18 protein-coding genes, 1 tRNA gene and 2 pseudogenes are annotated in these 25,532 nt (G+C 67.7%); 6 read left to right on the top strand and 15 right to left on the bottom strand.

What is annotated here, in order from left to right; genetic code table 11:
* Positions 1-35: 35 nt before the first annotated feature.
* The 5 genes from AC07R7_RS10080 to AC07R7_RS10060 form a co-directional block, all read right to left on the bottom strand.
* Positions 36-530, bottom strand: a complete 495-nt coding sequence (locus AC07R7_RS10080) for a GAF domain-containing protein (protein ID WP_494635048.1) — start codon at positions 528-530, stop codon at positions 36-38.
* A 51-nt stretch (positions 531-581) separates the two neighbouring features.
* On the bottom strand, positions 582-1,670 hold the full coding sequence (locus AC07R7_RS10075) for a ChaN family lipoprotein (protein ID WP_494635047.1): 1,089 nt from the start codon (positions 1,668-1,670) through the stop codon (positions 582-584).
* 84 nt (positions 1,671-1,754) lie between these two features.
* Positions 1,755-4,103, bottom strand: a complete 2,349-nt coding sequence (locus AC07R7_RS10070) for a methyl-accepting chemotaxis protein (protein WP_494635046.1) — start codon at positions 4,101-4,103, stop codon at positions 1,755-1,757.
* Positions 4,104-4,224: 121 nt separating this feature from the next.
* Complete coding sequence (locus tag AC07R7_RS10065; RefSeq protein WP_494635045.1) at positions 4,225-6,540, bottom strand: glucan 1,4-alpha-glucosidase; 2,316 nt, start codon at positions 6,538-6,540, stop codon at positions 4,225-4,227.
* A gap of 37 nt (positions 6,541-6,577) precedes the next feature.
* Positions 6,578-8,089 (bottom strand): MFS transporter, encoded by a 1,512-nt coding sequence (locus AC07R7_RS10060; protein WP_494635043.1) that lies wholly within the window; start codon positions 8,087-8,089, stop codon positions 6,578-6,580.
* 235 nt (positions 8,090-8,324) lie between these two features.
* On the opposite strand from AC07R7_RS10060, the pseudogene AC07R7_RS10055 reads away from it, so the two are divergent.
* Positions 8,325-9,427, top strand: a pseudogene (locus tag AC07R7_RS10055) (LacI family DNA-binding transcriptional regulator).
* On the opposite strand, the gene AC07R7_RS10050 reads toward AC07R7_RS10055, so the two are convergent.
* A complete protein-coding gene (locus tag AC07R7_RS10050; protein WP_494635042.1) occupies positions 9,424-11,067 on the bottom strand; it encodes an alpha-glucosidase in 1,644 nt (547 codons plus the stop codon). The pseudogene AC07R7_RS10055 and the gene AC07R7_RS10050 overlap by 4 nt on opposite strands.
* A complete protein-coding gene (locus tag AC07R7_RS10045) occupies positions 11,043-12,857 on the bottom strand; it encodes an alpha-amylase family glycosyl hydrolase (RefSeq protein WP_494635041.1) in 1,815 nt (604 codons plus the stop codon). Before AC07R7_RS10045 ends, AC07R7_RS10050 begins: the two co-directional genes overlap by 25 nt.
* A 300-nt stretch (positions 12,858-13,157) precedes the next feature.
* On the opposite strand from AC07R7_RS10045, the gene AC07R7_RS10040 reads away from it, so the two are divergent.
* Together AC07R7_RS10040 and AC07R7_RS10035 are read left to right on the top strand one after the other, a co-directional pair.
* Entirely contained in the window at positions 13,158-15,884 is a 2,727-nt protein-coding gene (locus tag AC07R7_RS10040) for a TonB-dependent receptor (RefSeq protein WP_494635040.1), read from the top strand.
* Positions 15,885-16,027: 143 nt separating this feature from the next.
* A complete protein-coding gene (locus AC07R7_RS10035; protein ID WP_494635039.1) occupies positions 16,028-17,137 on the top strand; it encodes a hypothetical protein in 1,110 nt (369 codons plus the stop codon).
* Here the strand turns inward: AC07R7_RS10035 and AC07R7_RS10030 are convergent.
* Complete coding sequence (locus AC07R7_RS10030; protein WP_492887863.1) at positions 17,134-17,448, bottom strand: hypothetical protein; 315 nt, start codon at positions 17,446-17,448, stop codon at positions 17,134-17,136. The genes AC07R7_RS10035 and AC07R7_RS10030 overlap by 4 nt on opposite strands.
* A gap of 273 nt (positions 17,449-17,721) precedes the next feature.
* Positions 17,722-17,797: transfer RNA gene (locus AC07R7_RS10025), tRNA-Ile, on the bottom strand.
* Between the two features lie 151 nt (positions 17,798-17,948).
* Here AC07R7_RS10025 and AC07R7_RS10020 point away from each other — a divergent pair.
* A complete protein-coding gene (locus AC07R7_RS10020) occupies positions 17,949-18,698 on the top strand; it encodes an SIMPL domain-containing protein (RefSeq protein WP_494635038.1) in 750 nt (249 codons plus the stop codon).
* Between the two features lie 14 nt (positions 18,699-18,712).
* Here AC07R7_RS10020 and AC07R7_RS10015 read toward each other — a convergent pair.
* From AC07R7_RS10015 to panD, 3 genes and pseudogenes are all read right to left on the bottom strand, one after another.
* Positions 18,713-18,811 (bottom strand): annotated as a pseudogene (locus tag AC07R7_RS10015) (hypothetical protein); the annotation flags it as partial.
* Positions 18,812-18,816: 5 nt separating this feature from the next.
* Positions 18,817-19,278: a hypothetical protein gene (locus AC07R7_RS10010; protein WP_494635037.1), complete on the bottom strand. Its 462-nt coding sequence runs from the start codon at positions 19,276-19,278 to the stop codon at positions 18,817-18,819.
* Positions 19,278-19,634, bottom strand: coding sequence for an aspartate 1-decarboxylase (panD, locus tag AC07R7_RS10005; RefSeq protein WP_099576484.1), 357 nt, complete (start codon positions 19,632-19,634; stop codon positions 19,278-19,280). The genes AC07R7_RS10010 and panD overlap by 1 nt, the downstream gene beginning before the upstream one ends.
* A 173-nt stretch (positions 19,635-19,807) precedes the next feature.
* Here panD and AC07R7_RS10000 point away from each other — a divergent pair, with 173 nt between their 5' ends.
* Together AC07R7_RS10000 and AC07R7_RS09995 are read left to right on the top strand one after the other, a co-directional pair.
* Positions 19,808-20,473 carry a hypothetical protein gene (locus tag AC07R7_RS10000; protein WP_494635036.1) on the top strand — a complete coding sequence of 222 codons (666 nt, stop codon included), beginning with the start codon at positions 19,808-19,810 and terminating at the stop codon, positions 20,471-20,473.
* Between the two features lie 2 nt (positions 20,474-20,475).
* Entirely contained in the window at positions 20,476-21,378 is a 903-nt protein-coding gene (locus AC07R7_RS09995) for a M23 family metallopeptidase (RefSeq protein WP_494635035.1), read from the top strand.
* Here AC07R7_RS09995 and AC07R7_RS09990 read toward each other — a convergent pair.
* The 3 genes from AC07R7_RS09990 to AC07R7_RS09980 form a co-directional block, all read right to left on the bottom strand.
* Positions 21,375-22,214: an alpha/beta hydrolase gene (locus tag AC07R7_RS09990; protein WP_494635034.1), complete on the bottom strand. Its 840-nt coding sequence runs from the start codon at positions 22,212-22,214 to the stop codon at positions 21,375-21,377. The genes AC07R7_RS09995 and AC07R7_RS09990 overlap by 4 nt on opposite strands.
* Before the next feature lie 8 nt (positions 22,215-22,222).
* Positions 22,223-24,013, bottom strand: coding sequence for a long-chain-acyl-CoA synthetase (locus tag AC07R7_RS09985; RefSeq protein ID WP_494635033.1), 1,791 nt, complete (start codon positions 24,011-24,013; stop codon positions 22,223-22,225).
* A 134-nt stretch (positions 24,014-24,147) separates the two neighbouring features.
* On the bottom strand, positions 24,148-25,527 hold the full coding sequence (locus tag AC07R7_RS09980; protein ID WP_492887856.1) for a class II 3-deoxy-7-phosphoheptulonate synthase: 1,380 nt from the start codon (positions 25,525-25,527) through the stop codon (positions 24,148-24,150).
* Between the last annotated feature and the right edge of the window lie 5 nt (positions 25,528-25,532).

Genomic DNA, 25,532 nt, shown 5'->3' with positions numbered 1-25,532 from the left:
GGGCCATGTGTCAGACCGGCGGTTCGGTCGACCTTTTATGCAAAAGTCGTCTTGAGGATCTTCTCCAGCCACAGCTGGTCGGTGGCGTCGAACGCGGCGGGCTTGTCGGAATCGACGTCGAACACCGCGATCAACTGGCCGTCGGGGCCGAAGACCGGCACGACGATCTCGCTCTCCGAACGGCTGTCGCAGGCGATATGGCCTGGGAAAGCGTGCACATCCGGCACAAGCTGGGTCTCGCCCGTGGCCGCCGCCGCCCCGCAGACGCCGCGCCCGTAGGCGATGCGCAAGCAGCCCAGCGAGCCCTGGTAGGGCCCGACCACCAGTTCGCGCTCTTTCAAGGGATCCACGACGTAGAAGCCGGTCCAGAAATAGTGGTCGAAGCTGTTGGCCAGCATCGAGGCTACCGTCGCCATGCGGGCGGTGACGTTGGGCTCGCCATCCAGCACGGACGCGATCTCGTCGGCGACCTCGGCATAGCGGGTCGCCTTGTCGGCGGAGAGGGTGATGTCGTTGAACGCTTCGGCCATGGCGGGGATATAGCGCGGCCTTCGGCGGATGTCAGAGGGGGGCGGCGCGGTTTAGGGCTTGGCCGGCTCGGCGGTCCCCGGCGGCGAGTACTTGCAGGCGCTGGCCTTGCGCTTGGCCATCAGGGCCTGGACCCACGCGCCGGTGTCCTCGCCGTCCACGAAGGTCGGCGGATTTGGATAGATCAGCTGGATCAGCGTGCCGTTCTCCAGATCGGTGGCCTTGAAGGCCGGCGCCTTGGCGTCATCGACCTCCAGGGGGTCGATGACCGCGATCTTCAGGGCGGGGTCGCGCAGCTTCAGCCGCTCGACGGTTCCCAGGAAGGCCGCGCTATGGAAATTGCCGTTCAGATGCAGGGCCTTTGAGCCCGGATGGGCTCTCAGCGCCATAAAAATGGCCTCGGCCATGGTGTCGTCGCGGGCGGTCTGGCCGGCCAGGCTGCGCTCGGCCTTCAGCAGCGCCTCGGGCGACTGGCTCGCGCCGCCGCCATGGGCCGCCGCGCCGGACTGGAAGCGCATGTACTTGGCGCGATAGGCGCCGGTCCCCGGATTGAGATCGCGCGCGATCCAGCCGCGCTCCTCCGGCCTGAACTGGCTGAGGATTTCGGGGCCCCATTGGCCGATGCACGAGATCGCCCAGGTCGGCGCCTCGGCGGCCACCACGGGCAGGCCATGCGTCCGCGCGAACTCGACCAGCGGCCGGTACGAGGTCGGATAGTTGTCCCAGGCCCGGCCCTTTTCCTTCAGGGCGTTCTCGCCGACCTTGCCGGCCAGATAGGCGTCGACCACCGGCTGGGTGTCGCGCTCGAACTGCTCCAGCGACAGGATGTAGCGCGGGTTCTTGGCCACCAGCGCCCGGAACAGCTCCTGCTGCCGCAGATGCACGCCGGGATGGCGGTGACTTTCGCCGAAGAACACGACGTCGTAGCCCGACAGCAACTCGGCGGCCTCGGCGAAGCTCACGACGCGGGGCTTGCCGGTCTTGGCGTCCTTCATGACGAACGCGGTATCGTAGAAGTCCTCCAGCCCCCGGCTCAGTTGGTAGCCGTCACCGACGGGCTTCACGATCGGCGCTGTCTGGGCCACGGCGCCGCTAGCCAGGGCAAGCATCGGCAGGGAAATGAGCCAGGACTTCGTGAACATCGGCGCTCCAGGGTATGGACCTTAGATCCAAGGACTACCCGGTCTGGCTACCGCCACGCCAGAACTTTGCGAGTCACTTGCAAGTCAGAACTCTTCCCACTCGCCCGGACGTGAGCTCGGCGCGACCTTGAGGGCGTTCGCGCCCTGCACGTAGCGCTGGCGGAAGCTCTCGCGGGTTGGAGCCACCGTCGGACGCTGGACCGGAGCCGCTGGACGGCGCTCGGCGCGGGCGGGCAGTTCGTGGACCACCGCCCCGACCTGGAAGCGGCCGATCAGGCGTTCCAGTTCGGCGGCCTCGGTCGAGAGCGCGTGGCTGGCGGCCGTCGACTGCTCGACCATGGCGGCGTTCTGCTGGGTGACCTGGTCCATCTGGTTCACGGCCTGGTTCACCTCGGCCAGGCCCACGGCCTGCTCCTTGGAGGACGAGGCGATTTCGCCGACCAGTTCGTTGATCTCGGCCACCTGGGTGAGAATCTGCGCCAGGGTCTCGCCCGTCTCGCCGACCAGCTTGACGCCCTTGCCGACCTGGTCGCTGGAGGCGCGGATCAGGCCCCTGATTTCCTTGGCCGCATCAGCCGAGCGCTGGGCCAGGGCCCGCACTTCTTGAGCGACCACCGCGAAGCCTCGGCCGGCATCGCCGGCGCGCGCGGCTTCGACGCCGGCGTTCAGCGCCAGCAGGTTGGTCTGGAAGGCGATCTCGTCGATGACGCCAATGATCTGGGTGATCGACTGCGAGGACTTCTCGATGCCGCCCATCGCCTGGACGGCTTCCTGGACCACCGCGCCGCTGCGTTCGGCGGCGGCCTTGGCGCTGATCGTCACCTGACGCGCCCGCTCGGCGCCTTCCGAGCTGCGCTTCACCGTGGCGGTGATCTGGTCGAGGGCGGCGGCGGTCTGCTCCAGGCCAGCGGCCTGGCGCTCCGTCCGCTGCGAAAGATCGTCGGCGGCGCTGCTGATCTCCGCGCAGCCGCCGCGGATGCTACGGGCGGCGGTCAGGATGCCGGCCATGGTCGCCTGCAGGCTTTCGACGGCGGCGTTGAAGTCGCGCGGCATCTTCACCGCGTCGCCCTGGAAGTCGTCCTCGCGCATGCGCCAGATCAGGTCGCCATCGACCAAACGCTCCATGCCTTCGCCGAGGTTGGCGACGGCCTTGGCCTGGGCGGCGGCGAAGGCTTGCGCCTCCTGCTCGTGACGCAGGCGGGCGGCCTCGGCCACGGCGCGCTCGGCCTCCTGCTCGGCCCGCCGGCGCTGACCATCGGCCAGATCGTGGCGGAAACCGTCCAGGGCGCGGGCGATGGCGCCGATCTCGTCGCCGCCGTCGATACCGGGAACGGCCTCGTCGTAGCGGCCGGCGCTCAGCTTGTCGACGCTGCGGGTCAGCCCCGTCAGCGGCTTCTTGACCAGGGCGGCGCTGGCGAAGAACAGCGCCGCCAGCACGGCGGCGGTGATGACAAGCCCGCCGACGAACAGGATCTTGGCCAGGCGGTCGGCGGGACCCGTGATGGCGGCCACCGGCACATCCATGACCAGGGCCCAGGTGGTGTTCAAAGCCGGGATCGGGACGGGACGGATGATGCGGGCCATCGGCACGCCGTTGTCGACGACGCCCTTGACCTCGACGATCGCGCCCCCGGCCAGGACGCTCTGCAGTTGGTGGGCGCCGGCATCCGAATACGGCTGGGTGCGCTTGGCCGGATCGGGATGGGCGATCCACTTGCCGCTCGGCGACAGCATCATCACCCGGCCGCCGCCCAGCGGCTTGAGCGCGCCCAGAGTCTTGGAGACGCTGTCCAGCGCCATATCGAGACCGGCCGCGCCGATGAACCGGCCGTGCGAGAACACCGGGTAGACGACCGAGGTCATCAACACCGACTTGCCGGCGACCTCGTAGGAATAGGGCTCGACGACGGTCGACTTCCCCGTCTGCTTGGGGATGGCGTAGTAGGGCTCCTGGTACTCGTTGCCCTGGTCCAGCGGCTGGAAGATCACCTTGTCGCCGTCGTGCACCCAGTACGGCGAGAAGTTGCCGGCCTTGTTCGAGCCCGACGCGGTGTTGCCGACGAACTCGGCGTCCTTGCCGTCGAAGGCGTTGGGCTCGGCCATGTACCAGCTGCCCAGCACCATCGCCGAGGACTCGGCGTTGGGCTTCAGCATCTGGACCACCGTGGCCCGGTCGGTCATGCCCGCCTCATGGGCCGCGCCGATCGAGACGGCCATCGACCGCGCCGTCGACTGGACCTTACCGATGTCGGCCTGGACGCTCTGGATGGCGTCATCAGCCACCGCGCCAGCATAGCGGTTGGTCAGGCCCGAAACGATCGCGCTGGTGTGCGACGAGACGGCCACCGCCGCGGCGATGAGCAGGAAGCCGATCGCGAGACCCGCCACGAGGATCAATTTCCACGCGATGGTCAATCGACGGAACGCTGTCATGAAGGTCTCCGGCCGCGAGCAGGGCTGTTAACCCTGTCTTCGCGGCCGAATCCTAAACCACCCGTTAACCATGCCGCGGACGCGCCGAACTGCGACAATCCGCGCATCAGGAACAGTTACCCTAGCGGGAGAAACGGGCCTTCACAGGCGCGTAGTTGTCCCACACCTGGCCGTCGCTGACCGAGCGCAGGAGCTTGACGTATTCGGCGTGGCTCCAGGCCAGGGGCGTGGCGCTGTCGGTCCCCTCGCCGCGCGTGTAGCCATGAGCGCTTGGCGCGCCGACGCCGTCCCAGACCTGTTCGGGGATCAGCAGACCCTCGTTGGCGAACAGCTCCATGGCGCGGACATAGGTGTCGCGGATCTTCTTGATGGACGCCGCGTCGGGCTTGCCCGACACGCCGGCCAGGGCCAGTTCGTAGTGACCGCGCTCACCGGTGAAGATCGGCCACACGCGGCCGCGCTGGCCCGGACGCATCTGGCCGTCGGCCCCATAGTTGGCGCCGGTCTTGGTATCCTCGCCATAGCCGTCGACGCCGTAGCGGCGCCAGCCGGGGAAGCTGCCGTCGACGCCCGGGAACGTGAAGCCGTAGCGGACGCGATAGAGGTCCTCCATCGCCTCGTCGTCCAGCTTGGGCAGGCTGGCGACGATGGCCGGGTCATCGGCGCGGCGCACGCCGTAGCGGACCAGCTCCAGGAAGCCGGCGTCCAGCATCTTGTCCTCGGGGACCGCCGTCTGGCCGTTGCGTTCCTCGACCGGGCTCTTGTTGTCCGGGTCCTGGTCGCTGTTGAGGCGCAGGTAGTAGTGACCGTCGCCGAACGCGCCCTTGGTCGTGACCATGCGGGCCTCGACCTTGGACGAATAGTCGTCGGCGGTCTTGCGGTAGGTCTCCGCCGAGGCCGTGTCGCCGGCGGCCTCGGCGATGTCGCCGGCCACCACCAGACCCGCGATCACGGCGGCGGTCGTCGAGGGCGAGTAGCCGCCCTGCTCTTCCCAGCGCTCCTGCTGGGTGAACGGCGGGGTGATGGTCGCGTGGTTCCAGCCCAGGTCGACCTTGCCGCCCTTGACCAGGAAGTCGGCCGCCGGCTTCAGCATCTTGCCGTAGTAGGTCTTCAGTTCCGCATCGGACAGCCAGCCCAGCTTCCACAGCTTCCAGCCCAGCATGATCGGCATGGCCGTCTGGTCCAGCTGGACGCCGACCCATTCGGGCGTGCCGTCGACGTGCGACTTCTGCAGGAACCAGCCGCCATCGCCCCTATTGCCAGGCGTCTTGGCTCCGACCTGCACCGTCGGCAGGTAGTGGAAGGCCGCCAGCGGCGTCTCCTTGTCGCCCAGGGCCGCCAGGGCCATGGCGCACTGGTAGAAGTCGCGCGGCCAGACGGCCTTGTAGCCGGTCGAGGACGTCGTGGCGTCGACCGTGTCGCCCCAAGGGTTGGACAGCGAGGCGATCAAGGCCCCGGCGTGGGTGCGATCCTCCTGGACCTTCAGCATCAGGGCCGAAGCCTGGACCAGCTTGCCGCCATCCTCCGAGGCTTCGCGCAGGCGCGGCAGCTGCGTCAGCGAGGCCAGATAGTCTTCCCAGCCCACCCGCGCGCCCTCGCCGTTGAAGCGGGCCAGCACCTCGGCGTAACCGGTCTTCAGCGTCGCGGCGGCGGTGGCGTCAGCGGCCCTGGCGTCGGAACCGAAGCCGATGGCGAAGTCGAAGGTCGCTTCCTTGCTCACGGCCGGCAGCTGGCCGGTCAGGACGATCGCGCCCTTGGCCGAGGTCGTCGCGGTCTTCAGGCCCAGCAGCGCGTCATTGTCCTTCAACACGCTAGCGGAGGCCTTGGCGAAGGGCTTGGTCCCCTTCAGGCTCAGGAACGCCTTGCCCTCGTAGGCGGTCAGCGCCGCCGTCGAGGCCGCGCCGGTATCGCCGCCGCCGGTGTTGGCCATGTGCGGCTCCAGCACCAGGGTCGGCGTGACTGGCCCCCCCAACGCCTTGACGGTCACGCGCACAAACAAGGCGTTACGGTCCGGGTCGGTGAAGATCCGCTTCTCGATGACGAAGCGACCCTGCTTGTCGGTGGTGGTGATCTTGTAGGCCGGCGACAGCGGACGGCCGGCCGCGTCGACATGCAGATATTCGGTCTTCGAGGTCGTGTCCGCGCCCTCGACCGCCAGGCCCGTCGCGGTCTGGACGGCGATGCGCATCTGCTTGATCTGGGCCTCGTGGATCAGACCGTACATGGTCTCGGTCAGCACGCCGTCGGCGATCGAGAACCAGACCTTGGACACCGCCCCGGTCTTGCCGCCGGCCTTGTAGGCCCCGTCGACATAGGCCTCGTAGGACGCGCCGACACCCGTCTTGGCCGAATAGGCCCAGGTGCTCGGCGCGGCGGCATGCGCCGCGCTGGCGGTCAGGGCGGCCGAGGCCAGGGCGAGAAGTTTCAGGCGGCGCATGGCGAGGACCTCGTCAGGCTGGAAGGGAAAGGGAGGATCAGGCGGGCTCGCCGGCGACACGGTCGCGGACGAGGAAGGTCGTGGCGGCGGCGATGGCGAAGGACACCGCCCCCAGCACCAGGGCGTAGATCGCCTGGCCGCCGAAGAAGCTCTTCAGCAGCAGGCCCAGCACCGTCGCGGCCAGCAGCTGCGGGATGACGATGAAGAAATTGAAGATGCCCATGTAGACGCCCATCTTCCGCGCCGGCAGGGCCCCGGCCAGGATCGAGTACGGGGCCGACAGGATCGAGCTCCAGGCGAAGCCGACGCCGATCATGCCGATCCACAGCATCCCCGGCTCGCGGATCAACAGGAACGACAGCAGGCCCAGGGCGCCCAGGATCAGGCAGGCGGCATGGCTGAGCTTGCGGCTGGTCGCCTGAACCATCAGCGGGATGACCAGGGCCGCCAGGGCCGCGACGCCATTGTAGACGGCGAACAGCACGCCCACCCAGTCCGCGCCTTCATTATAGGCCTTGGACGTCGCGTCCACCGCGTGGAAGTGGACCGCCGCCACCGCGGGCGTCGTGTAGATCCACATGGCGAACAGGCCGAACCACGAGAAGAACTGCACCACCGCCAGCTGACGCATGGTCCTGGGCATGCGGAAGAAGTCGGACAGCACTTCGGAAAAGCCGTTGTCCGTGCGCCCGATCCGTTTGAGCCGCGCGCCAGCGACGCCCGCCACGCCGAACGCGAAGACCAGGCCGGCCAGGACGTAGAGCTCCTTCTCCAGGCGCGCGCTCCAGACGACCAGCGCCAAGGCCAGGCCCACCAGCACGCCGCCGACGCCCAGGACGACATAGGCGTTGACCGACGGCTCGGGCTCCTCGTGCGGGCCGAAGCCCAACGCCTCGTGCTCGGCGGCCTCGAAGGCGACGAGCTGGTCGGGGCTGTATTCCCGGGTCGTGAACACCGTCCACATCACGGCCAGCAGGAGACCCGCGCCGCCGGCGTAGAAGGCGATCCGCACCGCGTCGGGGATCTGGCCGGCCGGAGCGGTGTTCGACACGTGGAGCCAGTTGGTCAGCATCCACGGCAGGGCCGAGGCCAGCACCGCGCCCAGGCCGATGAAGAAGCTCTGCATGGCGTAGCCGGTGGCGCGCTGCTCGTCGGGCAGGTTGTCGCCGACGAAGGCTCGGAACGGCTCCATGGTGATGTTGATCGAGGCGTCCATCAGCCACAGCGCGCCCGCCGCCACCCACAGCGCGGGCGCGTTGGGCATGACGAACAGCGCCAAGGTGGTGAGGATCGCGCCCCAGAAGAAGTACGGCCTGCGGCGACCCAGACGACCCCAGGTCTTGTCGGAGAGATGGCCGATGATCGGCTGGACCAGCAGGCCCGTGGCCGGCGCGGCGATCCACAGGATCGCCAGATGGTTCACATCGACGCCCAGGGTCTGGAAGATGCGGCTGGTGTTGGCGTTCTGCAGGCCGAAACCGATCTGGATTCCGAAGAAGCCAAAGCACATGTTCCAGATCTGCAGGAAACTGAGCCTCCGCCTGGTCATCGGTCCTCCGCCCCGCTCCGACCGCCGGTTAGCCCGACTGGTTCGCAAGTTTTTTCATGAACTCTCGTGACGGGCATTTGCGCATGCGCCGTCAATGGGCGCAACGGAGAATCCACTACTTGTTGAGCCTATTCGCAAAACAGGCGCCCCAAACCCGACATCCGCTACCGGCGGAACAGCAAGGTTCAAGCCACGGTTTGCAGTAGTTTTCACATCCATTTTCAACCAGCTCGGCTTGCAAACCCCATCGAACGGCGCCTTATGGGCCTCTGAAAAAGTTTGCAGAAATCTTTGCAGCATCAACAGTCGAACAGGGACGGGCGTAAGGTGAGCAAGGGGGCGACGCGACTGGAGGACCTGGCCAAGCTGGCGGGGGTTTCGATCTCGACCGCGTCGCGAGCCCTCAACGACAGCCCGGCCGTCAACAAGCGCACCAAGCAGCTGATCTGGAAGCTGGCGCGCGAAATGGACTATCCGTTCCGCCGCTACATGCCCGCCGGTCCGATCGGGGCCGAGGCGACGATCGCCATCGTCACACCCCGTCCGCAAGGCCGCGCCAGCAGCATGTCGGACCCGTTCTTCCTCGAGCTGCTGGCTGGCGTCGGCGAGGCCGCCCGCGAGCGCGGCTGCGACGTGATCCTCAGCCACATCGCCCCGACCAATTTCGAGGACCTGTCCTCGGCCATGACCACCAGCCGGGCGGAGGGCGTGATCTTCCTGGGCCAGAGCTCGCTGCACGCGGCCTTCAACCGCCTGGCCGAAACCGAGAACCGCTTCGTGGTCTGGGGCGCCCAGCTGCCGGACCAGAACTATTGCTCGGTCGGCTCGGACAACGTGATGGGCGGCCGCCGCGCCACGCTTCACCTGCAGCGCCTGGGCCGCAAGCGCATCGTCTTCCTCGGCGACACCGAGGCGCCCGAGGCCATGCAGCGCCATCGCGGCTATCTGGACGCCCTCGACCACGCCAAGCTGGGCGTCGACCCAAACCTGATCGTCCCGGCCCACTTCGAGGTCGAGTCGGCCGAGGCCGCTGTCGACAGCCTGATCCACCACGGTGTGGCGTTCGACGGCGTCGTCGCCGCCTCCGACCTGATCGCGCTTGGCGCCATGCGGGCCCTGAAGCACGCCGGTCTGTCGGTTCCCGGCGACGTCTCGGTGATGGGCTTCGACAACGTCCCCTTCAGCCGCTACGCCAGCCCGGCTCTGAGCACCATCGCCCAGGACACCAACAAGGCCGGCCGGCTGATGGTCTCCAAGCTGCTCGACAGCGGCGAGCGGGCCAGCCGGTCCGAACGCGTGCCGACGGACCTGATCATTCGCGAAAGCTGCGGCGGTTAGACCCGTCGCGCGATCAGCCCGGCGCACGGCCGCATTTCGCCGTCGCCGCCCAGGTTGACCCCGTCGACGATCGCCCACCCCTCCGGCAGCGACCAGGTCACCGCCTCATGGCCGAGATTGAAGGCCAGCAGCACGGCGTCCACCCCCTCCCCGCGCTGGAAGATCAGCAGCGGGCTGTTGGTGTCGACGAAGCTGATCGCGCCGGTGCGCAGGGCGGGATAGGCTTTCCGCAAGGCGATCAGGCGACGCGCCACATGCAGGGTCGAGGTCGGATCCGCCTCCTGGGCGTCCACCGCCAGCGGCAGGTGCTCGGGATCGACCGGCAGCCAGGGCTCGACGCGAGAGAAGCCGGCGTTGATCGCGCCAGCCACCCACGGCATCGGCGTGCGCGCGCCGTCGCGCCCCAGGGTCTGGGGCCAGTTGGCGATGGCCTCCGGATCCTGCAGGCGCTCGAACGGCACATTGGCCTGGGGCAGGCCCAGCTCCTCGCCCTGATAGACGAAGACATTGCCGCGCAGGCCCATCAACAGCAGCAGGCACATCTCGGCGAAGGCCTTGCGGTCGCGCCCCTCGGCCCAGCGCGACACCGCGCGCGGGGCGTCGTGGTTCGAGAAGGTCCACGACGGCCAGCCCTCCCCGTCCTCGCCCGGCCACATGGCCGCGCCCTTGGGGATCATGTCGCCGGTCAGCCTGTCGGCGTAGAGATAGAGGAAGCCGTAGGCGCTGTTCAGGCGATCGTTTCCGGCCGTGAACAGCTTCATTTCGCGGTCCGCGTGGTCGCCGCCGACTTCCGCCACCGAGAACCGGCCGCCCGCCGCGTCGGTCAGCGCCCGCAGGCGGCTCAGGAACTTCGGGATGTCGGCGTGGCTCTGGTTGTGGATCTTGTCCTGGAAGTCGAACGGCCGCGTGCGCTTGCCGCCCGGCGGCAGCGGCGGGTTATCCGTGAACGCCGGGTCGTGCATCGAGAAGTTGATGGCGTCGAAGCGGAAACCATCCACGCCCTTGTCGATCCAGAACTGGGTGACGGCCAGCAGGGCTTCCTGCACCGCCGGATTGTGCAGGTTCAGCTGCGGCTGGCTGCTGAGGAAATTGTGCATGTAGTACTGGCCGCGACGGGCGTCCCAGGTCCAGGCCGGGCCGCCGAACACCGACTGCCAGTTGCTGGGCGGGCTGCCGTCCGGCTTGGCGTCGGCCCAGACGAACCAGTCGGCCTTGGCGTTGGTCCGATCCTGACGGCTTTCCGTGAACCACGGGTGCTCTTCCGAGGTGTGGGAGAACACCAGGTCGATGATGATCTTCAGATTTAGGGCGTGGGCCTTGGCGATCAGGGCGTCGAAGTCGGCCAGGGTCCCGAAGATCGGATCGACGTCGCGATAGTCCGAGACGTCGTAGCCGAAGTCCTTCATCGGCGAGGTGAAGAAGGGCGACAGCCACACCCCGTCGACGCCCAGCGAGGCGATGTGCTCGAGGTGTTCGGTGATCCCGGGCAGGTCGCCGACCCCGTCGCCGTTCGAGTCGGCGAAGCTGCGCGGATAGACCTGATAGATGACCGCGCCACGCCACCATTCGGCGCTCATCGACGTCTCCGCACCGGGGCGAACCAGAACCTGCACTGTCACTGTCGTCCCTCGGAAACGCAAATCATGTAGTCGAGCGGCTTCAGCTCGATGGAATAGCTGCCGGGCGCGGTCGCCGTCGCGGCGCATGCGCCGTGCAGCGCCCGCCAGGCGACGGAGCCGGTCTCGACCGGGATGTTGGCGGTCAGCGGCTGGTCGCCAGTGTTGAAGACAGCCAATACCTCGGTCTTGTCCAGAATGCGCGAGAAGGCCAGCAGGCCGGGTTTTTCACTGGCGACACGGACCACCTGGCGCCCTTCGCGCAGCGCCGACGTCGCCTGGCGCAGCCTGGCGAGTTCGGCGATACGGCCATAGAGCAGAGCGTCGGCCTCGAAGGCGGATCTCGCCCCCTTGGCGCTCGAGCCGATCAGACGGTTGTCGTTGTAGCTGGCCACCTGGCTCGCAAACATGTCCTCGCGGCTGTCCGCGTAATCGCCGTCGCCGGTGAAGCCTTGCTCGTCGCCGTAGTAGATCGTCGGGACGCCCCGCGCGGTCAGCATCAGGGCATTGGCCAGGGTGACGCGGGCCAGCAACTCGTCATCGCCTATCCCTGGCTTGGCCTTCAGCGCGAACCAGCCGATCCGGCCCATGTCGTGATTGCCCAGGAAGGTCGGCAGCTGACGCGCGGTCGCCTCGCCGCCTTCGTAGACGGGATCGGCGGCGAAGACGCGGGCCAGGCGGTCGGTCCCGGTCCGGCCCAGGGCGACATCGGTGACCGCCGACTGAAAGGCGAAATCCAGCACCGCCGGCAGCCTGTCGACCGTCGTGTGGCTGGCCAGGATCGCCGGGTCGGCGTCGAACACCTCGCCGAAGATGTGAAAGTTCGGGATCCCCTTGGCCTTGGCGCGCGCCAGCATGGCCGGAACAAAAGCCTGCCAGAACTCGGGGTTCACGTGACGGGCGGTGTCGATGCGGAAGCCGTCGATCCCGAAATCGTCGATCCACTGGCCGTAGACCTCGACGAAACCCCGCACGACGCGCGGGTTCTCGGTGAAGACGTCGTCCAGCGTGGCGAAATCGCCCAGCAGCGAACTCTCGCCCGCGAACGTGCTGTCACCCCGGTTGTGGTAGTAGATCGGGTCGTTCAGCCAATCCGGCTTCTTGAGGTGCTCCTGCCCCGCCGGAACATAAGGCGCGTAGGCCCAGTTCGACGTCTTGAGCTTGGTGAAGTCCTTGCCGTCGAAACCGGCATTGATCGGCGCGCCGCCGAGGCCGCCTTGGCGAACATAGGGATAGTCGGCGACGCCACGATACGCGCAGCGGCCGTCCGGACATTCCTTGTACTGGATGACGTCCGCCGTGTGGTTCACGACGATGTCCATATAGACCTTCAGGCCTCGGGCATGGGCCGCATCCACGAGCGCCCTGAAGTCGGCCTTGGTCCCGAAGTGCGGATCGACATCGGTGAAGTCGGTGATCCAGTAGCCGTGGTGCGCGGCCGACTCGTGGCCCGGCGAGCCCTGCACCGCGCGGTTCCTGAAGATCGGCGCCAGCCACACCGCCGTCGCGCCCAGGCCCTGGATGTAGTCCAGCCGCCGGGTCACCCCCTTCAGATCGCCGCCGTGATAGAAGCCTGCCCGCGTCGGGTCGAAGCCGTCGACCAGCGGCCCTGTATCGCGCCCGCCGTGATCATTGGTCGCGTCGCCATTCTCGAAGCGATCGGGCAGGACGAAATAGATCACTTCATCCTGGGGCTTGCGGAGGCGATAGGAGCCCGGAGCAGCGCACGCGGCCGAGGCCAGCGCTCCCACGCCAAGCACACCCAGGGCCGTCACGGCCAGCAGCGTTCGTCGCCAAGGCGTCAACGCCGACATCGCCCCCCCCTCGCGGCGAATGACAACCGCACTGCAATTATTTGCAAGAATTTGCAGAACCAGCGACAGCCTGTCAATCCGTCCGGCCGACTGGATTTGCAGCCCCTTCCAACAAATTTTCGCGGCGCAAGTGGCGCAAAGAAGCCACACGACGCCCCATTCCGGTGATCCCAAGACGAGCCTGACGCCGGATTTGCAATTTTTTGGGTTGATTACAGCGCGTTAATTTGCGGTAGTTTGCAGCAACGGCCCGATCGCAAGTTTGCAAGAGCGCAGAGCCGGACAGGGAGGGAGCATTCCATGAACACCCAAGTTTCGCGTCGTCGTGCGTGGCTGATGGCGGGTGGCGCCACCGGCCTGGTCCTGGCGTTCGCCGTGGCCGGCTCGGCCCAGGCCCAGACCACCGCCCCCGCGACCCAGGACGACAGCAAGGTCGAAGAGGTCGTCGTCACCGGCATCCGCCGCGGCATCGAAGGCGCCATCTCGCTGAAGAAGAGCTCGACCTCGATCGTCGAAGCCGTTTCGGCCGAGGACATCGGCAAGCTGCCGGACATGTCGATCGCCGAGTCGATCGCCCGTCTGCCCGGCCTGACCGCCCAGCGCCTGGATGGCCGCGGGCAGGTCATCTCGATCCGCGGCCTGGCCCCCGACTTCACCACCGCCCTGCTGAACGGCCGCGAGCAGGTCTCGACCGGCGACAACCGCGGCGTCGAGTTCGACCAGTATCCGTCGGAACTGCTGAGCGCCGTCGTGGTCTACAAGACCCCGGACGCCGGCCTGATCGGTCAGGGCCTGGCCGGCACCGCCGACATGCGCACCGTCCGTCCACTGGCCTTCGGCAAGCGCGCCCTGGCCATCGGCGCCCGCTATGAGTGGAACGACATCGGCGCTCTGAACGCCGGCACCAAGGCCCACGGCAACCGCCTGTCGATCTCGTATATCGACCAGTTCATGGACGGTAAGCTGGGCCTGGCTTTGGGCTACGCCCACATGGAGTCGCCCTACCAGGCCGAGCGCTGGAATTCATGGGGCTATCCCACCGACGCCTCAGGCAACCTGGTGATCGGCGGCGCCAAGCCGTACGTGCAGTCCAGCATGCTGAAGCGCGACGGCGTCATCGGCGTCCTGGAGTTCAAGCCCACCGACAATTTCAGCTCGTCGCTGGACGTCTTCTATTCGAAGTTCAAGAACCACCAGATCCAGCGCGGCATCGAACTGCCGCTGGTCTGGGGCGGCGTGCCGCTGACCGGCGCCCAGGCCTCGGGCGGCTTCGTCAACAGCGGCGCCTTCAACGGCGTGAAGGGCGTGGTCCGCAACGACGGCAACGACCGCGACGCGACCATCAAGTCGGTCGGCTGGAACAACAGGTTCAACGTCGGCGACGACTGGACCCTGGTCAGCGACCTGTCGTGGTCGAAAGTCGACCGCACCGACCAGATCGTCGAGAGCTATTCGGGCACGGGCCGCTCGGGCGTCGGCGCGACCGACAACATGACGTTCTCGATGAACGACGACGGCGTGGCGATCTTCAAGTCGACCCTGAACTATGCCGATCCGAACGTGATCAAGCTGACCAGCCCGCAAGGCTGGGGCGGCGACATCATCACCGGCGGCCAGGACGGCTATCTGAACCAGCCGCACATCGAGGACGAGCTGAAGGCGGTCCGCCTGTCGGCCGCCAAGGCGCTGGGCGACGGCCTGTCCAGCTTCGAGATCGGCTTCAACTACAGCGAACGCTCCAAGGGCCTCGTCAACGACGAATGGTTCCTGCGCGTGAAGGGCTCGCCGGCCAGCGTCGCGATCCCCTCGTCGGCCATCGTCGGCACGACCTCTCTGGCCTTCATCGGCATCGCCGGCATGGTCAGCTACGATCCGTTCGCCCTGATCAAGAACGGTACGTACGACCTGGTTCGCAACCCGAACGCCGACGTGCTGGTCAAGAGCTGGGACGTCGAGGAAAAGGTCACGATCGGCTATGTGAAGGCCAATATCGACGCGGCTGTCGGCAGCGTGCCGGTCACCGGCAACTTCGGCTTCCAGATCGTCAACACCGACCAAAGCTCGACCGCCCTGGGCGCCAGCGGCACCGGCGCGGGCGTCACCCGCGCCAATCTGTCGGGCGGCAAGACCTACACCGATTTCCTGCCCAGCATGAACCTGCAGTTCCACCTGCCGGCCGAGCAGACCCTGCGCTTCGCCGTCGCCCGCACCCTGGCCCGTCCGCGGATGGACCAGATGCGCGCCAGCACGCAGTACAGCTTCGACGCGGCCAAGGGCGGCAATACCGACATCAACTTCTCGCCGTGGAGCGGCACGGGCGGCAATCCGGACCTCGAGCCGTGGCGCGCCGACGCCTATGACGTGTCGTACGAGAAGTACTTCGGCCGTCAGGCCTATGTCTCGCTGGCCGCCTTCTACAAGGATCTGAAGACCTACGTTTACGACCAGAGCATCATCTACGACTTCACCGGCTTCCCGACTGGCGGCAACCCGGAACCGGCCACCCGCAAGGGCCTGGTGACGACCCCGCAGAACGGCAAGGGCGGCACGGTCAAGGGCGTCGAATTCGCCGCCTCGATCCCCGGCGCGCTGTTCACCGACGTGCTGGACGGATTCGGCGCCACCTTCAGCGCCTCGTACACCGACAGCTCGATCCACCCGAACCCGAACGACCTGAGCACCCCGATCCCGGGCCTGTCGAAGAAGGTCGCCAACCTGACCGTCTACTACGAGAAGAACGGCTTCTCGTTCCGCGTCAGCGACCGCTACCGCTCGAAGTTCCTGGGCGAGGTCACCGGCTTCGGCAACGGTCGCAACTACCGGATGGTCAAAGGCGAGTCCGTCGTCGACAGCCAGATCGGCTACACCTTCAGCGACGGCCCGATGGAGGGCCTTTCGGTCCTGGCCCAGGTCAACAACCTGACCAACGAGCCCTTCGTCACCTACCAGAACAACGATCCGCGCCAGGTCATCGACTACCAGAACTACGGTCGCACCTATCTCGTCGGCCTGAACTATCGGTTCTAAGCCGACCACTCCTTCCCCGAAGAAGCCTTGGCGCCCCTGTCGGTCCTGCCCGACAGGGGCTCTTTTTCGCCTGAAGCTTCGCCTTTCAAGCTCTCTTTAGGATTGAGCCGGATAGTGCCGCCCATCTGGGGGAGCGCACGATCATGCCGACCAAGTCCATCCGTCTGGCCATCCTGCTGGCGAGCGCCGCCGGCGGCTTGAGCGCCTGCGCCACCCGCGAGGAGGTCGCCGCCCTGCGCCAACCGGCCATGCCGCCGGTCGCCGTGGCCAAGGCCTCGCCCGCCCGGGCCTTCTATCGCAACGTCGCCGTCCAGGCCGTCGAGGGCGCGCCGGAGTTCCGCTGGTTCGATGGCGGCGCCGTCGTCACCACCCGCCCGACCCGCGTCCAGGTCGTCGAGAGCCTGAACAACCATCTGCGCCGCGCCGAGATGCTGGCCCCGACGCGGCTCGACGCCGAATACATGCTCTACACGACCTTCGAAGAGCTGCGCGGCCCCAACGTCTGGTGGGGAACCGACAAGCTGGCCTCGGCCCGCGTCACCTTCCGCCTGGTGCGCTGGCGCACCGGCGAGGTAGTCCGCGAGAAGACCCTGGAAGCCTCCTACGAGGCGCGCTGGACCGGGATCACGCCCGACATCGCCCGCGCCGCCATTGCCGGTCCGCTGGGCGTCTCGCGCGACCGCGTGCTGGCCCTGCCCGGCGGCGCCATCGGCGGCGTCGCGCTGGGCTATTACGTCAACCAGAACCTGATCGTGTCGATCTATGACGCGCCCTATGCCGGCCTCGTCGGCGCGGCCCAGGCCGCCGCCATCGGCGGTCCCAGCCGCCTGGGCCCCGGGTTCGACGCCGCCTTCAGCACCGCCCTGGCCGTCGGCACGGCCTCGGGCCGCTTCCAGGACCTGGAGGCCATGCTGGCCGGCGGGGTGATCAGCGCGGCCGGCGCCGCGGCGGGTCCCGTCCCGGCGGGTCGCGAGATGTCGCAACTGGGCGAGGTCACCACCGCCTTCAACGGCCGCGAGCGCCGCCTGGCCGCCACGCGCGGCTTGATGGACCTGGCCTTCGACCTCTTCATGAACGAGCTCAGCCGCGACGGATCGGTGATCTACAAGACCGCCGTCTCGTGCCGCGCCCTGAACGGCGACAGCGACAGAGGCCCCTACCTGGCCGAGACCGCGGGCGCCTACGCCGTCGACTGCCCCGGCGCGCGCTACAACGACGCCAAGACGACCAAGGCGTTTCCGAGCCAGTTCTAAAGCTTCTCCGCCCGCTCGGCCGCGCGGCGCCTGACCACGCGGAACAGCAGCGGCAGCAGGTCCCAGTTGAAAGCCCCGATCGCGAAGCCGAACAGATAGGCCTCACGCATCGGCGCCCAGGGGATCAGCGGCAGCGCCGCCTTGACGAAGAACGCCGCCAGGATGACGGCCGAGGCGGTGGCGCAGGCCAGCCGGATCGTCAGCTCGCGCGGGCTCGCGCCGCTCGGCGCGCCCACCTGCACCAGGCCATAGACGGCCACGCCGCCGAGCGCGCCCACGATCGCGCGCAGGCGGTCGGGATCGATGTCCATCACGGCCTCCTTACGGCCTGGGATCTTGGGTGACGGCGTCAGGACGTTCCGGTCCGCGTCGCGGCCGCGACGGCGCCGGAACGTCCTCGCCGTTAACAAATGTGCCTAGGTCTGACGGCGGAGTCGATTGGCGTTGGAAGCGCATGCGTCCGAGTCTGACGTGGACTCACGGCGATCCTATAGCCACTCAGAATTAGAACGAAAGCAGAACAAATGGTGCGATTGACCTCCATGCGGCGTCAGCCGCCTGAGGGTCCTTGAACTTCGGGGTGGTGGTAGGCCTGGAGGGACTCGAACCCCCAACCAGACCGTTATGAGCGGTCGGCTCTAACCATTGAGCTACAGGCCCGCGCGGATACGTGTGAGCGTACGCGAGAGCGGCGGATTAGCATGAGCCGAACGCGGCTTAAAGCTCCGGTTCAGGTTGGAGCTGTCATCAGGGAACGCATAGCTGTCCAGCAGCGCTTCCCTTGCCTTGGACGGACCTGGAGAAAAGAACGATGACCAACACCGCTCGCCGCCTGACCTCGATCGCCCTGCCAGCCCTGATCGGCGGCGCGCTGATGATGGGCGCCGCCGCGCCGGCCCTGGCCCAGACCAGCGCCGACTCGGCGTTCAAGGCCACGACCTTCAGCCTGTCGGCCTATGGCGAGACCCGCGTGGCGCCGGACATGGCCACCATCACCCTCGGCGTGCAGACCGAGGCCCTGACCGCCGGCGAGGCCCTGAAGGCCAACGGCGCGCGCATGAACCAGGTGATGGCCGCCCTGAAGAAGGCCGGGATCGCCGAGCGCGACGTCCAGACCTCGAACCTGAACCTCAACGCCCAGTACGCCTATGAGCAGAACCAGCCGCCGAAGCTGACCGGATACCAAGCCTCGAACCAGGTGACGATCACGGTCCGCGACCTGGCCAAGCTGGGCGCGACGGTCGACGCCACGGTCAACGCCGGCGCCAACACGGTCAACGGCATCAGCTTCGGCCTCATCAATCCCCAGGCCGCCGAGGACGCCGCGCGCCTGGAAGCCGTGAAGGCCCTGCAGGCCAAGGCCGAGCTCTATGGCCGCGCCACCGGTTACAAGGCCGTGCGCCTGGTCAATCTGAGCGAAGGCGGCGGCTACCAGCCCGCGCCGCCCCCGATGCCGGTGTTCGCCATGGCCAAGCGCGAGATGGCCGACTCCACCAGCATCGCGGCCGGTGAACTGAAGGTCCGCGTCGACGTCAGCGCGACGTACGAAGCCGCCAAGTAGGCGATATCCGCCCGGAGCCGCCCTCGCCCTTCGACAAGCTCAGGGTGAGGGCTACTTCTCGCGGTGATTGAGTCGAAAACCTCATCCTGAGCCTGTCGAAGGACGAGGTTTTCGCTTCCTAGAAGCCGGCCTTGGCGAAGGCCCGCTCGACACGATCCTTGATCTCCAGCCCCGGCAGGGCTCGTTCGCCCTCCATGACCGCGACATAGGTCAGGCCGCGCGCCGGCTTGCCTTCGCCGGTCGGCACCGGGCCAATGGACCAGCCGACCGTGGCGCCGTTGGCCCCGCCGCTGGCGCAGCTGATGAAGCGGGCCGGCTTGCCCAGGCTTGCCTTCAGCAAGGTCTCGGCCGTGGTCTGCGCGCCTTCGCAGGACGGCAGGTTGCGCGAACAGGTGACATAGCCGCCGCCACGCCACACCAGCTTGCCGCTGGCGTCGGCGATCACGACGCAGGTCGAGGGCGAGCCGATCGACTTGCCGACCGACTGGGTCAGGACGGCCTCGTCCACGCCCGAAGGCAGCTTCGGCGAACAGGCCGAGAGACCCGCGGCGGCCAGAACAGCGAGCGCGATACGACGCATCAGGCCGCCTTCTTGATCAGATTGCCTTCGTCCAGCAGCACGACGGTCGGGGCGTAGTTGCGGGCCTCTTCCGCCGCCATCTGACAGTAGGTCACGACGATCACCAGGTCGTTCTTCTGCACCAGGCGAGCGGCGGCGCCGTTGACGCCGATGACCTTCGAACCGCGCGGGGCCTCGATGGCGTAGGTCGTGAAGCGGGCGCCGTTGGTGATGTTCAGAACATCGACCTGCTCGTTCGGCAGGATGCCCGAGGCGTCCAGCAGGTCGCGGTCGATGGCGATCGAGCCTTCGTAGTCCAGGTCGGCCTGGGTCACCGTGGCCCGGTGCAGTTTGGCCTTCAGCATGGTGAGCAGCATGGCGGGGGCTCTATCCCTTTGAACGAAATGGAATTCTCTAGGCCGCCACACACAAGGCCCGAAACAGGTCACGCCATATAGACACGAACCCACAACCGTTCAATCGCGCCCTCTCAAGGCCAATGGTTAACACCGTGACCATTTCGCGCTAGGGTTTGAAAGAACGCGGTTCTGTGGGGGATGCCATGCGTCATTCAAGAGGGTGGGCGATGGCGGGAGCCGTCGCCGTGAGCGTGCTCGCGGGCGCGGCGTGGATCTCGACCGGCAAGGCGCAGACGCGGGATGCGACCGGTGCGCCGGTCCCCGGCGCGGCGGCTGTCCGCCCCGGGATCGCGGCGCTGACCGCCCGGCCGCGCGGCCGCGTGGACTGGCAAGGCGCCGTCGGCAGTCTGCGCCAGTCGGCCAATGTCGGCGAGAGCCTGGCGAGCAACCTGAACCGCGAACAGGTCGACATGACCGCCGTGCCGATCCTGCTGCCCCAGGACGCCAAGCTGACGGCCGGGGCGCGGATCTACAGCTTCGGCGACTACTACACGATCACCAGCAACACCGCTGGCGGCCGCGTCTCGTTGAGCGGCACGACCGTCACCGTGCCGATGCCGGCGTCCAGGCCGCTGAAGATCGAGGCCGGGCCGGAGATGCTGACGATCCAGCGCACGGTCGACGGTCAGTTGGCCAGCTTCGTGCGCTACGGGGTGCTCTACACCGTGGAGATCCGCTGCGACGCCGCCGGCGACCCGCGCTGCGCCGATGACAACTATGTGCTGGGCCTGGTCGGCAAGACCACCGCCGTGGTGATGGGCAAGGCCGCGCGGGACGCCGCCGGGCTGGGAGGTTGACCATGCGCCTCTCCCCGCTCCTGCTGGTCGCCGCCCTGGCGCTCGCGCCGCTGGCCGCCTGCGACGACACCACCAAGCCTCCGGCGCCCGGCGAGACGCCCAAGCCGCCCTCGCCCGAACCCGGGCCTCCCCAGCCCGACGACAGCCCGGCCGACGGCGGGGCCGAGCAGCCGTCCAGCGAGCCGGTGCCGCCCAGCCCCGATCCCGCGCCACAGCCGGCCGATCCGCCCGCGCCCTCGCCGGCCACGTTCGACCACGCGCCGGCCGGCGCGATCCCGGCCGGCCAGGGTCCGGGCTATCTGGACCGCACGGTCTGGTCGCCGAACATGTGCTGGCCGCTGGCCGAGGCCGGCTTCCCGAACTCGCAGGTCTACGGGCCCGGCGGCGGCATGGGTCCGGCCGGCAAGCCCAGCCAGTGCGACGCGCTGAACTACAGCCTGCCCTGGCACGACACCTTCTGCGAAGCCCGCTCGCGTGCGAACCCGCTGTGCGCCGGCGCCGGCACGGGCCACCAGGGCCAGGACATCCGTCCGGCCACCTGCAAGAAGAACGAGCATTGGGCCGTGGCCGCCGAGGCCGGCACGATCACGGACATCGGCTCGTACAGCGTCACCCTCGTGGCCAAGGCCCAGCCGCACTACACCTACCGCTACCTGCACATGCAGATGTCGACCCTGGCGGTGAAGGAAGGCGACCAGGTCGCCAAGGGCCAGAAACTGGGCAAGGTCTCGAACGATTTCGGCGGCACGCCCACGACCATCCACCTACACTTCGAGCTGCGGGCCGGCGTGGCGGGCGTGACCACTGACGGCAAGGCCGTGGCGCTTCAGACCTTCCTGCCGCCGTATCTCAGCCTGGCCGAGGCCTATCAGCGCAAGCTGAACGGCCAGGCCTGCGGAAGCTAGCCTACGGCTGTCCTGAGAAAGGCGACCATGTCCGCCAATACCGTCGACTTGCCGCGAAACAGGCGCGACAGGGCCAGCACCGGACCGGCGTGGCCCATGCCGGGGTAGTGGCGCTCCTCGACCCTGGCGCCCGCCGCGCGCAGGGCAGCGGCCAGCTTGCGGGTGTTGCGGGGACGGACCACCGTGTCCTGCTCACCGGTGGCCAGAAACGCCGACGGCGCGTCGGCGCGCGCGAAGGCTGCCGGCTGGGTGGCGGCGAGATCGTCCGCCTCGCCAAAGGTGCGGATCGTCACCGGGCTCTCCAGCGGCAGGAAGGCATAAGGTCCCGACAGGCCGACGAAGGCGCGGATCATGCTGGGTTCGACCGCGACGGCGCGCAGCCAGCGCGGGTCCAAGGCCAGCATGGCGGCGTTGTAGGCGCCGGCCGAGTGACCGATCAGAACGATGCGACCAGGATCGCCGCCCAGGCTGGCGGCGTTGTCGACCGCCCAGCGCACCGCCGCCGCGCCATCCTCCAGGAAGCCCGGATAGCGGACCTCGGGATAGAGCCGGTAGTCCGGGACCAGCGCCAGGAAGCCCTGGGCGGCCAGGGCGCGCGCCACCCAGCGATAGTCCTGGCGGCGGCCGGTCTCCCAGGAGCCGCCGTAGAAGAAGATCGCCACCGGCGCCGGGCCGTCGGCCTTCGGCGGCGCGTAGACATCGAGCCCGCCGCGCGGTCCCTCGGCATGCCCCGCGTCGTGGGTCACGCGCCGCGCGAGGTCCTTCGGCGCGATCAGGGCGAACAGTTGCAGCGGCGAGAACGCGGCCAGCAGGCGCTTGATCGCTCCTTTGGTCACGGGCGGCCCTAAAGTTTGAAAGCCCCGCTCTCGATCTTGGCGTGCAGGGCCTTGGTGATCTTCACATAGCCCTTGGCCGGATCGCGGAAGTACAGCGGATCCCGGGTCTTGGCCGGATCGAAGCCGTCATTGACCAGGTCGATCTTGCGGTACTTGAAGGTGCCGGTCGTCTCGATCTGCTGCTGCAGGCGCACGAACAGCGGACGGGCGTAGCTGGGCAGCTGCTCGTCGACGTGTTTGCCGAAGGCCTCGATGTCGAAGCCTCCCTCCACGACCAGCGCCGCCATGCCGGCCTTGCCGTCCAGGTCCCCGACCTTGACGCCGTAGACATTGACTTCCAGCACGCCTTCGAAGCCCGCGATGCGTTCGGACACCTCGCTGGTGGCGACGTTCTCGCCCTTCCAGCGGAAGGTGTCGCCGATACGGTCGACGAAATAGATGTAGCCGTCGCCGTCGACCTTCATCAGATCGCCGGTGCGGAACCAGGCGTCGCCCTTCTGGAAGACGTCGTGCAGCACCTTCTTCTCGGTGGCGGCCTTGTCGGCATAGCCGGTGTAGTTCGAGCGGGCGTCGCTGCCGATATGGCCGATGCACTCCCCGACCTCGCCCGGCGCGACCTCGATGCAGCAGCCGTTCGGGCCGCGGATCGGCATCTCGGCCTCGACGTCGAACTTGACGATGCGGATGTTGAACTTCTTCTTCAGATAGCCGGGGATCCGGCCGATCGCGCCGCGCCGGCCATCGAAGTTGAACAGCGAGACGTTGCCCTCGGTCGCGCCGTAGAACTCCAGCACCTCGCCGACCTTGAAACGGTCCAGCATGTCGTTCCAAACGTCGGGGCGCAGACCGTTGCCGAAGATCATGCGGATCTTGTGGGCGCGCTCCAGCTCGTGCTCGGGCTGGTTGGCCAAGTAGCGGCACAGCTCGCCGATATAGACGAACATCGTGCAGTTCTCGGCGACGATCTCGGGCCAGAAGTGGGTGGCCGAGAACTTCTTGCGCAGCACGATCGAACCGCCGTTCAGCAGGCCCGCGCCCATGGCGCAGAGGCCGCCGGTGGCGTGGTATAGCGGCAGCGTCACGTAGATGCGGTCGGTCTCCTTCGAACCGGTGGAGCCGGCGAAACCGCGCATATAGAGCTGGGCGCGCATGTGGGTGATGCGCGCGGCCTTGGGCAGGCCCGTCGTCCCGCTGGTGAAGATGTAGAGCGCGGTGTCCTTGGCGACGATGCCGTCGCGGGCCGTCTCGCGGTCGGGACGCAACTGGCTGCAGCTCTTCAGCGCCTTGACCAGGTCGCGCTGCTCGCCGGTCACAGGCCCCAGCACCCACTGGTGCATGTGGCGCTCCAGCTGGCCCTTGACGTCCTCGAAGCAGGGCGAGGTCTCGGGGTCGACGATGCAATGCAGGGCCTGAGAGATGTTCAGGCAGTGCGCCAGCGCCGCGCCGGTCAGCTGGTTGTTGATCAGGGCCGTGGCCACGCCGACCTTGGTCAGGCCATACCAGATCGCCAGGTATTCGAGGCGATTGGGCATGAACAGCGCCACGGTCTGGCCCCTCGTCAGCCCCAGCCCCTTGGCCCAATGGGCATAGCGATTGGCGATGGCGTCCAGCTCGGCGTAGGTGACCGACTTGCCTTCGAAGGTGATCGCCGGGCGATCGCGCCACTTGTCGACTGCGGCTTCCAGGTCGTCACAGATCAGGTTCGGGCTGTCGGGAGCGATCGACTTCACGCGCTTGAGCGTCCGGGAAAGTCCCTTCAGAAACCGGATTTCCCGCTTGATTGTCTGACGCAAACGCATTCGTCTCTCCCTTAAACAACCATTGGAGAGCGCCGCGCGACGGGTCAAGACGCCGCGCGCTGCATCGCAAACCTTTCAATGTTCGCCCAACCTGAACGGCGATCAGTCAGGATCGCCGTATCCGGCGCTGATCGTCAGCCGGCAGCGAGACGGCGTTGCTCGTCGCGGGCCGACTTCAGCTTCTCGGCCACCAGGAAGGCCAGCTCCAGCGCCTGCTCGCCGTTCAGACGCGGGTCGCAGTGCGTGTGGTAGCGGTCGGCGAGCTCGGTCTCGGAAACCGCGCGCGCCCCGCCCAGGCATTCGGTGACGTTCTGGCCGGTCATCTCCAGGTGGACGCCGCCCGGATGGACGCCCTCGGCCTGGGCGATCTCCACGAAGCTCTTCACTTCGCTCAAGATGCGGTCGAACGGACGGGTCTTGTAGCCGGTCGAGGCCTTCAGCGTGTTGCCGTGCATCGGGTCGGTGGCCCACACCACCGAACGACCGGCCGACTTGGTCGCCCGCATCAGGCGCGGCAGACGATCGGCGATCTTGTCCGAACCGAAGCGGCCGTACAGCGTCAGACGGCCCGACTCGTTGTTGGGGTTCAGCACGTCGATCAGACGCAGGAGATCGTCGGCCTCCATGGTCGGGCCGCACTTCATGCCGATCGGGTTCTTCACGCCCTTCATGAATTCGACGTGCGCGCCGTCCAGCTGGCGAGTGCGCTCGCCGATCCACAGCAGGTGGGCGCTGGTGTCGTACCAGTCGCCCGAGGTGCTATCGATGCGGGTCATGGCTTCCTCGAAGCCCAGCAGCAGGGCCTCGTGGCTGGTGAAGAACTCCACCTGGTGCATGCCCGGGTGGCTCTGGGGCGTGACGCCAATGGCGGCCATGAAGGCCAGGCTCTCGGTGATCTTGTCCGACAGTTCGCGGTAACGCGCACCCTGCGGGCTGTCGCCGACAAAGCCCAGGGTCCAACGGTGGATGTTGTGCAGATCAGCGTAGCCGCCGCTGGCGAAGGCGCGCAGCAGGTTCAGGGTCGCCGCCGACTGGCCATAGGCCTTCAGCAGGCGATCCGGATCCGGCACGCGTTCCTCGGCCGTGAAGTCCATGCCGTTGATGATGTCGCCGCGATAGGACGGCAGGGTCTCGCCGTCGATCGTCTCGACGGGCTCGGAGCGCGGCTTGGCGAACTGGCCGGCGATGCGGCCCACCTTCACCACCGGCTTGCCGCCAGCGAAGGTCAGCACCACCGCCATCTGCAGGATCAGGCGGAAGGTGTCGCGGATATTGTCCGCGTGGAATTCCTTGAAGCTCTCGGCGCAGTCGCCGCCCTGCAGCAGGAAGGCCCGGCCCTCGGCCACGTCGCCCAGCAGGCTTTTCAGGCGGCGCGCCTCGCCGGCGAAGACCAGCGGCGGCATCTGGCGCAGCGTCTGCTCGACCCGCTCCACCGCGCCCATGTCCGGATAATCGGTGGGCATGTGCTTGGCGGGCTTGGCTCTCCAGGCGGCGGGGGTCCAGCGGGCGGTCATGGCAA

The sequence above is a fragment of the Caulobacter sp. GW821-FHT05F04 genome (genome assembly GCF_059419665.1).
Note: the sequence above shows the minus strand (reverse complement) of the source record. Positions and strands in the feature narration are given on the sequence as shown.

What these genes read in the sequence shown, in the direction of transcription:
- AC07R7_RS10080 (WP_494635048.1), bottom strand. Translation starts at nt 530, where the DNA reads ATGGCCGAAGCGTTCAACGACATCACCCTCTCCGCCGACAAGGCGACC.
- AC07R7_RS10070 (WP_494635046.1), bottom strand. Translation starts at nt 4,103, where the DNA reads ATGACAGCGTTCCGTCGATTGACCATCGCGTGGAAATTGATCCTCGTG.
- AC07R7_RS10075 (WP_494635047.1), bottom strand. Translation starts at nt 1,670, where the DNA reads ATGTTCACGAAGTCCTGGCTCATTTCCCTGCCGATGCTTGCCCTGGCT.
- AC07R7_RS09995 (WP_494635035.1), top strand. Translation starts at nt 20,476, where the DNA reads ATGCGCCTCTCCCCGCTCCTGCTGGTCGCCGCCCTGGCGCTCGCGCCG.
- AC07R7_RS10010 (WP_494635037.1), bottom strand. Translation starts at nt 19,278, where the DNA reads ATGCGTCGTATCGCGCTCGCTGTTCTGGCCGCCGCGGGTCTCTCGGCC.
- AC07R7_RS10045 (WP_494635041.1), bottom strand. Translation starts at nt 12,857, where the DNA reads ATGTCGGCGTTGACGCCTTGGCGACGAACGCTGCTGGCCGTGACGGCC.
- AC07R7_RS10035 (WP_494635039.1), top strand. Translation starts at nt 16,028, where the DNA reads ATGCCGACCAAGTCCATCCGTCTGGCCATCCTGCTGGCGAGCGCCGCC.
- AC07R7_RS10020 (WP_494635038.1), top strand. Translation starts at nt 17,949, where the DNA reads ATGACCAACACCGCTCGCCGCCTGACCTCGATCGCCCTGCCAGCCCTG.
- AC07R7_RS10060 (WP_494635043.1), bottom strand. Translation starts at nt 8,089, where the DNA reads ATGACCAGGCGGAGGCTCAGTTTCCTGCAGATCTGGAACATGTGCTTT.
- AC07R7_RS09980 (WP_492887856.1), bottom strand. Translation starts at nt 25,527, where the DNA reads ATGACCGCCCGCTGGACCCCCGCCGCCTGGAGAGCCAAGCCCGCCAAG.
- panD (WP_099576484.1), bottom strand. Translation starts at nt 19,634, where the DNA reads ATGCTGCTCACCATGCTGAAGGCCAAACTGCACCGGGCCACGGTGACC.
- AC07R7_RS09985 (WP_494635033.1), bottom strand. Translation starts at nt 24,013, where the DNA reads ATGCGTTTGCGTCAGACAATCAAGCGGGAAATCCGGTTTCTGAAGGGA.
- AC07R7_RS10065 (WP_494635045.1), bottom strand. Translation starts at nt 6,540, where the DNA reads ATGCGCCGCCTGAAACTTCTCGCCCTGGCCTCGGCCGCCCTGACCGCC.
- AC07R7_RS10040 (WP_494635040.1), top strand. Translation starts at nt 13,158, where the DNA reads ATGAACACCCAAGTTTCGCGTCGTCGTGCGTGGCTGATGGCGGGTGGC.
- AC07R7_RS10030 (WP_492887863.1), bottom strand. Translation starts at nt 17,448, where the DNA reads ATGGACATCGATCCCGACCGCCTGCGCGCGATCGTGGGCGCGCTCGGC.